Annotated in this window: 6 protein-coding genes and 3 pseudogenes; 5 read left to right on the top strand and 4 right to left on the bottom strand. The window is 53.8% G+C overall.

The annotated features are described in order from the left end of the window. Positions 1-159: 159 nt before the first annotated feature. The 3 genes and pseudogenes from typA to R6U67_RS13860 all read right to left on the bottom strand — a co-directional run. Positions 160-1,950 (bottom strand): translational GTPase TypA, encoded by a 1,791-nt coding sequence (gene typA, locus R6U67_RS13870; protein WP_410253090.1) that lies wholly within the window; start codon positions 1,948-1,950, stop codon positions 160-162. Between the two features lie 166 nt (positions 1,951-2,116). Then, positions 2,117-2,215: pseudogene (locus R6U67_RS13865) on the bottom strand (transposase); the annotation flags it as partial. A 344-nt stretch (positions 2,216-2,559) separates the two neighbouring features. After that, a pseudogene (locus R6U67_RS13860) lies at positions 2,560-2,862 on the bottom strand (ATP-binding protein); the annotation flags it as partial. 350 nt (positions 2,863-3,212) lie between these two features. On the opposite strand from R6U67_RS13860, the gene glcD reads away from it, so the two are divergent. From glcD to R6U67_RS13835, 5 genes are all read left to right on the top strand, one after another. Beyond that, on the top strand, positions 3,213-4,682 hold the full coding sequence (gene glcD, locus R6U67_RS13855) for a glycolate oxidase subunit GlcD (RefSeq protein ID WP_410253089.1): 1,470 nt from the start codon (positions 3,213-3,215) through the stop codon (positions 4,680-4,682). Positions 4,683-4,866: 184 nt separating this feature from the next. Then, a complete protein-coding gene (locus R6U67_RS13850) occupies positions 4,867-6,039 on the top strand; it encodes a hypothetical protein (protein WP_410253088.1) in 1,173 nt (390 codons plus the stop codon). 143 nt (positions 6,040-6,182) lie between these two features. Beyond that, a complete protein-coding gene (locus R6U67_RS13845) occupies positions 6,183-6,584 on the top strand; it encodes a DUF3119 family protein (RefSeq protein WP_170190512.1) in 402 nt (133 codons plus the stop codon). 54 nt (positions 6,585-6,638) lie between these two features. Further along, positions 6,639-8,225 (top strand): DUF3086 domain-containing protein, encoded by a 1,587-nt coding sequence (locus R6U67_RS13840; protein ID WP_410253087.1) that lies wholly within the window; start codon positions 6,639-6,641, stop codon positions 8,223-8,225. Between the two features lie 101 nt (positions 8,226-8,326). Further along, complete coding sequence (locus R6U67_RS13835; RefSeq protein WP_410253086.1) at positions 8,327-8,656, top strand: hypothetical protein; 330 nt, start codon at positions 8,327-8,329, stop codon at positions 8,654-8,656. Positions 8,657-8,779: 123 nt separating this feature from the next. Here R6U67_RS13835 and R6U67_RS13830 read toward each other — a convergent pair. Continuing rightward, a pseudogene (locus R6U67_RS13830) lies at positions 8,780-9,109 on the bottom strand (hypothetical protein); the annotation flags it as partial.

Here is a 9,109-nt window from a genome sequence, read left to right as displayed (position 1 = left end):
GGGGGAGAGGGCAATCGGAAAGGTGCATCGATGGAACTTTCATCAATGCACCTGTGGAGTTTAGTATTTTGGTCACTTTAAACAAGACAACAGATAACTTGAATCTATTGCCAACACAGGCTTTTTAGGTTATCTGCTGTCCTTTATTAAGTGTCCGAATTAGCGGCGGGCTAACTTCTTGGCCGACATCTTGCGCAGACGAATTGACTCGGGAGTGACCTCGACGAGTTCATCGGCGCCGATGTATTCCAAGGCCCGTTCGAGACTCATATCGACGGGAGATTGAAGCTGAACTAACTCATCGCCACTGGCGGCGCGGTGGTTGGTCAACTGCTTGGTTTTGCAGACGTTCAACTCTAAGTCTTGGGGACGGTTGTTTTCGCCGATAATCATGCCTTTATAGACCTTGGTTCCGGGTTCAATAAAGAAGACACCCCGGTCTTCGGCGTTTTTCAGGGCGTAGAAGGTGGCGACTCCTTCCTCAAAGGAAATTAGGACACCATTACGGCGGGTTTCCACGTCGCCCGAGAGACGGCGATATTCCAGGAAACTATGGTTCATGATGCCGTCGCCGCGAGTGATGCGGACGAAATCGCCCCGGAAGCCAATTAAGCCTCGGGCGGGAATCACAAACTCTAACTGTGACCGGCCGGCGGTCATACGCATATCTTGCATTTCCCCTTTCCGTTCGCCGATGCGTTCCATGCAGCCGCCGACGGCTTCTTCGGGAACGTCGAGAACCAGGAGTTCAAAGGGTTCGTAGGGTTGTCCGTTGACTTCCCGATAAATGACCTGGGGTTGGGAGACTTGGAACTCATAGCCTTCGCGACGCATGGTTTCGATGAGAATCCCTAGGTGTAATTCACCCCGTCCGGAGACGGCGAATTTGTCGGGGGAGTCGGTGGGTTCGACGCGCAGGGCCACGTTGGTTTCTAATTCTCGCATCAGGCGATCGCGCAATTGGCGAGAGGTGACAAATTGCCCCTCTTGACCGGCGAAGGGAGAATCGTTAACCAAAAAGGTCATCTGGAGGGTGGGTTCGTCCACCTTAATCAGAGGAAGGGCCTGGGGTTCGTCGGGACAGGCGATGGTCTCGCCGATGTTGGCGTCAGCAAAGCCCGAGACGGCGACAATCATGCCGGCGGTGGCTTCTTCGAGTTCAACGCGGGCCAAGCCTTCAAAGCCCATCAGTTTGGTGATTTTGCCTTTGACGATTTGGTCACCATCTTGGATGAGGATGGCTTGTTGTCCGGCTTTGATGGTTCCGTTGTGAATACGACCGATGACAATCCGACCGAGGTAGTCGGAGTAGTCGAGGGTGGTGACTTGCAGTTGCAAGGGTTTCTCGGGGTCACCGATGGGCGGGGGAACGTGACCGAGGATGGCCTCAAACAGAGGCTGCATGTCTTTGTCTTCGTCGTTGAGGTCTTCTTTGGCGAAGCCACCGAGGCCTGAGGCGAAGAGATAGGGAAAATCACATTGGTCGTCGTCGGCCCCGAGGTCGATAAAGAGGTCGAGAACTTTGTCGACGGCGATATGGGGGTCCGCTTGGCCGCGATCGATTTTGTTGACGACGACGATGGGACGGAGGCCTTTTTCGAGGGCTTTTTTGAGGACGAAGCGGGTTTGAGGCATGGGGCCTTCGTTAGCATCCACAATCAGGATACAGCCGTCTACCATGCCCAGGACTCGTTCGACTTCTCCGCCGAAGTCGGCGTGTCCGGGGGTGTCAACGATGTTGATGAGGGTGTCTTGGTAGTGAACGGCGGTGTTTTTGGAGAGGATGGTGATTCCCCGTTCCCGTTCCAAGTCGTTGGAGTCCATCACACAGTCCGGAACGTCTTCTCCTTCGCGGAAGATGCCGGATTGTTTGAGGAGTGCGTCAACCAGGGTCGTTTTGCCGTGGTCAACGTGGGCGATAATTGCAACGTTGCGAATTGGGAGAGACATAAAGAAGCGTCCAGACGGTGCGCTGTTAAAAAATTGACAGATTTCTTAACAATTGTAGCGGATCTTAGGGCGATCGCCGGGGAAAAATTCCTTAAAATACCCAGAAAATACCCAGCGCAGCTGAGGGGAGGGGTAAGCCTGCGGATTGGCGTTGGCCCGGATCAGGCAGTGCCTTGTTACGAACGAACTGTGCGGTTCGGATCGCTTCGTCAATCGCCGCGTATTGCTGGGGTTTCCCTTTGATTTTGAACTCAAGAACAAGCATCGCACCGTTGGCATCGGTTGTGCGGACAATCCTGGCACAAAAAAGCAGGATTGTCAAAAGCCGTCCTAGAAGGACGGGGTTTTAGACCCAAAATTTTCGATAAAACCATATTGGAGAGCCAGTCTTTCCAGGTTTAAACTGCATCTGAAAACGAGGAAGATTGAATGATTGGCAAGGCAACTAAATGCCAGTCTACTAAGAATTCACCATCTTGCTCGACTAAGGTTACTTCGGGTCTTCTGGATCTACGGTGGGATTTGTTACAGAATATACAAAATTGTAGTCGGGGCGAAAAATTTTTCGCCCCGACAGTAACGGGTATAATCTGCCATAAATTTTCCTTATCACCCTAAACCCAGAAGACCCGTTACTTCTCCAAATTTTCGGTCATATATGACTTTTCCAGAAATACTTAGAATCTCTTCTAATACTCGATACTCAGTCCAAGATTCGGGTTTTTCAATAGCTCGGTTATAGCTGTAGCGGTTTGCACCGACAACAACTTCGATTTCTAGGCGAATGGGAAGATCGAATCGGTGATAGGATACATCAGTTAACGCTACTAGCTCACTCAATTGATGAGTCCCACGACCAATTTTTTGGAATATCTGCAACACCTTAAGCAGGGTTGATTTTCCAGAACCATTTTTGCCGACAAAGAGAACCGAGTTTTAGCCGGCGGCGTTAAATTCAAAGTTCTCAAAGCAGCAGATGTTGTGAATATACAGTTTGTTTATCATAACTGATGGTATAACTTGGTATTTTTCGGGGTCAACAAACTGAAAAGTAAACCGCTGACAACATTAATATAGCATGATTAGAGTCATGGGTTTAAGGGACGGATCATCAAGGGGGAGGACAACCTATCTGAGAAGATATCTGAGAAGATATCTGAGAAAATAAACACCTGTAACCTCTAGGGGGAGACGGCTCGCGGTAAAATGGGAAAGCTGAACTCCAATCTATCCCCTCACCCGCAAAACGACAATTATCTCCTATGTTCTCCACGCAAACCTCCCCCAACTGGAAACGCATCGCCAAAGACTTTGAAGCCATCCTGGGCAAAAACGGCGTGATTCGTCGCAAAGAAGAACTGCTGACTTATGAATGCGATGGACTCGCCAGTTATCGGCAAAAACCCGCCCTTGTCGTCCTCCCCAAGACCACCGAACAGGTCGCAGAAGCCGTGGCCCTGTGCGATCGCCTCGACCTGCCCTGGGTCGCCCGTGGGGCGGGAACGGGACTCTCGGGAGGCGCACTCCCAGAACCCGATAGCGTCCTGATTGTCACGGCCCTAATGCGGAAAATCCTCGATATTGACTACGACAATCAGCGCGTGATTGTGCAACCGGGCGTGATCAATAACTGGGTGACGCAAGCCGTTAGTGGGGCAGGATTTTACTACGCCCCCGATCCCTCTAGCCAGATTATCTGTTCTATTGGTGGTAATGTGGCGGAAAATTCCGGTGGGGTTCACTGTCTTAAATATGGGGTGACGACCAATCACGTTTTGGGGCTAACGGTTGTGCTTCCTGATGGCAGTATTACGCAACTCGGCGGTGAGATTCCCGAAATGCCAGGATATGACCTGACGGGGCTATTTGTGGGGTCGGAAGGAACCCTGGGAATCGCCACGGAAATCACCCTAAAACTGCTCAAAACGGCTGAATCCATCGCCGTGGTTTTGGCCGACTTTACCAGTATTGAAGCGGCTGGGGCGGCGGTGGGGGCGATTACCTCGGCGGGGATTGTCCCGGCGGGGATGGAGATGATGGATAATCTCAGTATTAACGCCGTGGAGGATGTGGTGGCCACGGGCTGTTATCCCCGCGATGCGGAGGCGATTCTCTTGGTGGAACTCGATGGCTTGGATGCGGAAGTGACCGAGGTGACGCGGCGAGTGACCCAGATTTGTCAGGAGAAGGGGGCGCGAACGGTGACGGTGGCGGAGGATGCCGAGACGCGGGCTAAACTCTGGAAGGGACGTAAGGCGGCGTTTGCGGCGGCGGGCCATCTCAGTCCTGATTATTATGTTCAGGATGGGGTGATTCCTCGCACTCGTTTGGCGGAGGTGTTAGGGGAAATTGAGGCCCTGAGTCAACGCAGTGGTTATCGCATCGCCAATGTGTTTCACGCTGGGGATGGAAATTTGCATCCTTTGGTTCTCTATGACAATGGGGTGGAGGGCCAGTTGGAGGAGGTTGAGGAAGTCGGCGGTGAGATTCTTAAACTCTGTGTGAAGGCGGGAGGGTCGATTTCTGGAGAACATGGGATTGGGGCGGATAAACGCTGTTATATGCCGGAAATGTTTACGGATGCGGATCTCGATACGATGAAATGGGTACGAGATGCCTGGAATCCTAAGGGGTTAGCCAATCCCGGTAAGATTTTTCCCACGCCTCGCACCTGTGGCGAGGGGGCGGTTCATCCGAAGGCGAAGGCTTATCCGGGTGTACCGCAGTTTTAGTTCCCTTGTGGACTTCTGGGGTTGACTTCTGGGGTTGGGCGATCGCACCGGGGAGATGGCGGGCTACAATGCCTTTCGGGGAACTTCTGAGAGTGCCGCTGGTTCGTCTGATGGGATGGTCATCGGCGATCGCCACCTGTTTGTTTAGACCTGATTTGTTTATATCTGACGCTTGTTTGAGATTATGAAACCTGATCGAACCGTTTTACTGAATCAACTCACCAGTTTGGAAGCCCAAATTGCCCAACTCGGGGCGATTCATGATGGCATGAGTTGGGGGGAGGTGAAACGCCTCTTGCAATCCCAACCTGCCGCTATGGGTGGAGATGCGAAAGCCCAGGCGATCGCCATCTTAGACCGCTTCGATGCCCTCGATCACCGGGAACAACCGGGTTTCCAACCATTAATTCAATTTAAACAGCAGGTTCGCTTATTCCGTAATCAGGTCAGTAATGCCCCGGCCAATCAACTTCCGGCCGATGTCAACGACTTACTCAGTGGGAAACATCCTGTGGCCCAACTGTTGAAAGCCGTGGATGAGGGCGATCGCCTCAGCGATGCCCAATGGGCCACTCTCCAACCCACCTTAGAAAAAATCTTCGGGCCAACCATCGCCATTGCCGCGTCCCGAGGCAAACTCTATGTTAGCCAAGTCGCCCCGACCTCTCAACCGGCGGCGACACCTAGCCCCTCGGCGACACCTAGCCCCTCGGCCACAACGCCTTTAGCCTCGCAAACGGTTCCCACGCCCAAAGCTGAACAAGTCCGCCCTCAAATTAGTGGTGGGGCGGATTTGTTGATGTGGGGAGATGCGACGGAAACGGCGACGGCGAAACCGGCCCCATCTCAGCCCGCCCCTCAGCCTGCCCCTCAGTCGGGCCAATCGGAAGAACCTTTGATTGTGTTTGGGGCCAAAAGTCTCACGGGAGGCACGCAAACTGGGTCGATGCCTTTGACGGTGTTGGTGCATATTCAAGGATTGGGCGATCGCCAATTTGCCTCGAAAGAGTTTGCCGGAACGCGGGGGCAATCTCGCAGTATCGAAGGGTTCCAACTCCGTCTGGCTAATGCCTTTCCTGGGGTCAAACTCGAATATATGGCTCATATCTCGGGTGTTGGCGATACCCCTTGGCTGACGGAAGGGCAATATCTCGGCAGTCGGGGGGAAAACCGGCAAGTCGAAGGCTTTGCCATTCGCTTAACGGGCGAGTCCGCTAGCCGGTACACTGTCCGCTATTCTGGGCATATTCAGAATATGGGCGATACGCCAGTCATGGGCGATGGCCAGTATTGTGGAACCCGTGGCAAATCCTTACGAGTCGAAGGTTTCCGGGTTTGGGTCGAGTTTCGCAATTAACTCAGCGGGGAGGGGGGATTGCCTCACCTGGGCGACTCCTCTCGCTTTGGAAGCGGTCGTCCAAGACTGGTTAGAATGAGATCATCGACCGGGGCGACGTGCGATCGCCCAGCCGATGTTTGTTGTTTTTAGGGGATTTGCCTGTGACTTCTACCTCACCTTCAACTCGCGTTGAACTCGAACCGATTGTTGAACTCGAACCGAGTTACGTTATTCCCGTATTTTTAGTGGTATTGGCGATTCCTCTGATGGTGGTGCAGGTTTGGCTGGCGGCGGCGATCGCCCTGTTTGGCCTCTTCTTAATGGTGCAAGCGGCAACCATTCGCCTCGAATTTACCCAAACGGACCTCGATGTTTACCGTTCTGACTCTCTGATTCGTCGCTTTCCCTACTCTGAATGGCTCAATTGGCAGATTTTCTGGCAGCCGGTTCCCATTTTGTTCTATTTCCGGGAAGTCAATAGTATTCACTTTCTGCCGGTGTTGTTTAATGCCAAAATGCTACGCAACTGCCTCGAACAACGCTGTCCCCAATCGTCCCGCTAATCACCGAGTCGCTTTACCATACATCTGCTCGTTTGTCAACCCTTAGGAATCGAGATGACTTTAGAGGAAAACACCCCCTACGGAACCCCCAAACCCGACCTCAACTCAGAGAACTGGGATGTCGATGCCGAGTCGGTCCCCGTTGAACCCTCTCCCTGGGAAGATGACCCCGACCCCGACCCCCAACCTCAGGGAATGGGGCAACCTGGAGCGGCTCAAGGGGATGATTCCGGCCTACCCGAAGGGGCGATCGCACCCCTCGCTGAACCCCTCCAAGCCTCTCTCGATTCCTCCAACTCCCCCAGTCGCGCCTCGGAAGACTCCAACGCTGGCTTCTATGATGACGACGAAACCAGTAACTGGGATGACGAGGACAGCAACTGGCAGGATCATGATGATGACGAGTCCGACGCCTACGCCGACTACGACAGCATCCCCCATGACCCCCCTCCAGGAGAGATAATCCAGGAGCCAGTCCAGGAGAGCGATTGGCAGGATCATGAAGAGTCTCCCCCCAGCCCCCAGCCTGAGCCAGTGGCCGCAGACTCGGGCGAATCCGACATCGGGGAAGCCGAAACCGCCCCCGAACCCGAAACCGCCCCAGAGCCTCCTCAACCCCTCTCAGAGCCAACAGCCTCCCCAATGGTGCAACCCGAGATTGAGGCTCTCGAACAGCGGGCTGAGGCTTTACGAGGGGAAATCGCTCAACTCGAAAGCGCCAAACAGCAAATGCAGCAGGCTCAAGCTGAGTTGCAACGAGATTTAGGGCGCTTAGTGCAAGAAGGCGTGAGCGAACTCAAGAAACGCAAACAAGCCCTAACCGTGGATGTCGAGCGTTTAGAACGCCGCCAAGAGCGCATCCGCAAGGAAATGCAAACTTCCTTCGCTGGCGTTTCCCAAGATATCGCCGTGCGGGTACAGGGGTTTAAGAACTATCTTGTGGGCAGTTTACAAGACTTATCTGTTGCGGCTGAACAGTTGCAAATTGAGCCACCCCCAGCCCCATCTGCGGCTCCAACTCCCGTGGAGGGCGCTCCCCGCCGCTCCCGAGGTGAACGGGGTGAGAGTCGCGGTGAGGCGGCCACGAGTCCTCAGTTTAGTGAACAGGGATTCCGGGAACAACGACGCTTGATTCGTCGGGCTTTGGATCAATATCGCAACAATCCTGACTATTATGGTCCCCCCTGGCAGTTGCGTCGCACCTTTGAACCGGTCCACGCTGAACGAGTGGCCAATTGGTTTTTCACCCAGGGCGGACGTGGGGCGATGAAGTCCACCAATAGCCGCCTTCAGAATATCTTGATTGCGTCGGCGATCGCCTCGGTGTTGTATCTGATGTACAAGCGTCGTTTACGGGTGTTGGTGCTGGCCAATAGCCCTGAACGTCTCGGGGAATGGCGGCGCGGCTTACAGGACTGTCTAGGCATCTCTCGGGCTGATTTTGGCCCCGATCGCGGTGTGGCTCTGTTTGAAGCCCCTGAACCCCTAGCACAACGGGCTGAGCGGTTTATGCAGGCGGGATTGATGCCCCTGATTATTGTCGATGAGTCGGAAAATCAGCTCAGTCTGGGACTGTTGCAATTCCCGCTCTGGCTGGCCTTCGCCCCGGACCCAGAATCGACGGTGGTGCGAGATTGGTAACCCCCGCGATCGAGTCACTCGTTAACGGTCATGTTGTGGACATAATCATTGCCTACAGTAAGGGTCAAGTAAACATGACCTCGGTAATCACCGCTGACACTATGATGAAATTGTCCTTGTCCCCCATGGTCACGATCGCCACCGGATTATTGAGTACCGCGACACTCTCGCTGGCGACGTTCGTTAATCTTCCTGCGGCTCAGGCCAACGATGACAGTTTGACCGGAGTGGTTGAACGAGTTTGGGAAGATGGGTTCCGTTTACGGGTTGGCGATCGCAGCATCACCACCGATACCTGGGCCGTGTGCGGGGATTCCACCCGTCAGCACGTTCGTGTGGACGATCGCCTCACGGTGACGGGAGAATTTGAATTCGGCGAATTCGATGTGTTTGCGATCGTCGATGAAGCCGGTCAAGAGGTTTGTCAATAAGCGACTGCGGATAATTACGGCGGGCGATCTGGTCTCATCTCTCCCATATAGTGCCATGGCTGAAGCCGTGGCACGCTCTCGGGCGGCTCTGCCGCCTATAATCATGTATTGGAGCGCATTGACTTATCGTTCACACCATTCATTGCGCGTTTGTCGGAGCGTTCCCAACAGAGTCGAGACAAACGTACAACGCCTCAACTCAGAATTATCTCGATGAACAATCGTCATTCGTCCTAATTGACCAATCACATGATTACGACGGTCAAAAACGACCCGTCGCGCTCCATGAACCCGCCGCAGAGTGCTATTCTCCTCATCGTAGCGAACGGCGGATGATAGGGCTATCCATTGAGCCTCATCGGGGTGAACCCTGGCCGGATGAACTGCCCAGAATGCCTGTTCATCTTCTTCTCGGAAACTCGCTTGCCATCGCTCCTTGGACGTTCTGGCTTG

Origin of the sequence: Sodalinema sp. (assembly GCF_046483825.1) — a bacterium.
GTDB lineage: Bacteria > Cyanobacteriota > Cyanobacteriia > Cyanobacteriales > Geitlerinemataceae > Sodalinema.
The sequence above is the reverse complement of the archived record's forward strand: the minus strand, read 5'-3'. Positions and strand labels throughout refer to the sequence as shown.

Bases quoted from the DNA above. Each gene is read 5' to 3' on its own strand.
- glcD (WP_410253089.1), top strand. From the start codon at position 3,213: ATGTTCTCCACGCAAACCTCCCCCAACTGGAAACGCATCGCCAAAGAC.
- typA (WP_410253090.1), bottom strand. From the start codon at position 1,950: ATGTCTCTCCCAATTCGCAACGTTGCAATTATCGCCCACGTTGACCAC.
- R6U67_RS13840 (WP_410253087.1), top strand. From the start codon at position 6,639: ATGACTTTAGAGGAAAACACCCCCTACGGAACCCCCAAACCCGACCTC.
- R6U67_RS13835 (WP_410253086.1), top strand. From the start codon at position 8,327: ATGATGAAATTGTCCTTGTCCCCCATGGTCACGATCGCCACCGGATTA.
- R6U67_RS13850 (WP_410253088.1), top strand. From the start codon at position 4,867: ATGAAACCTGATCGAACCGTTTTACTGAATCAACTCACCAGTTTGGAA.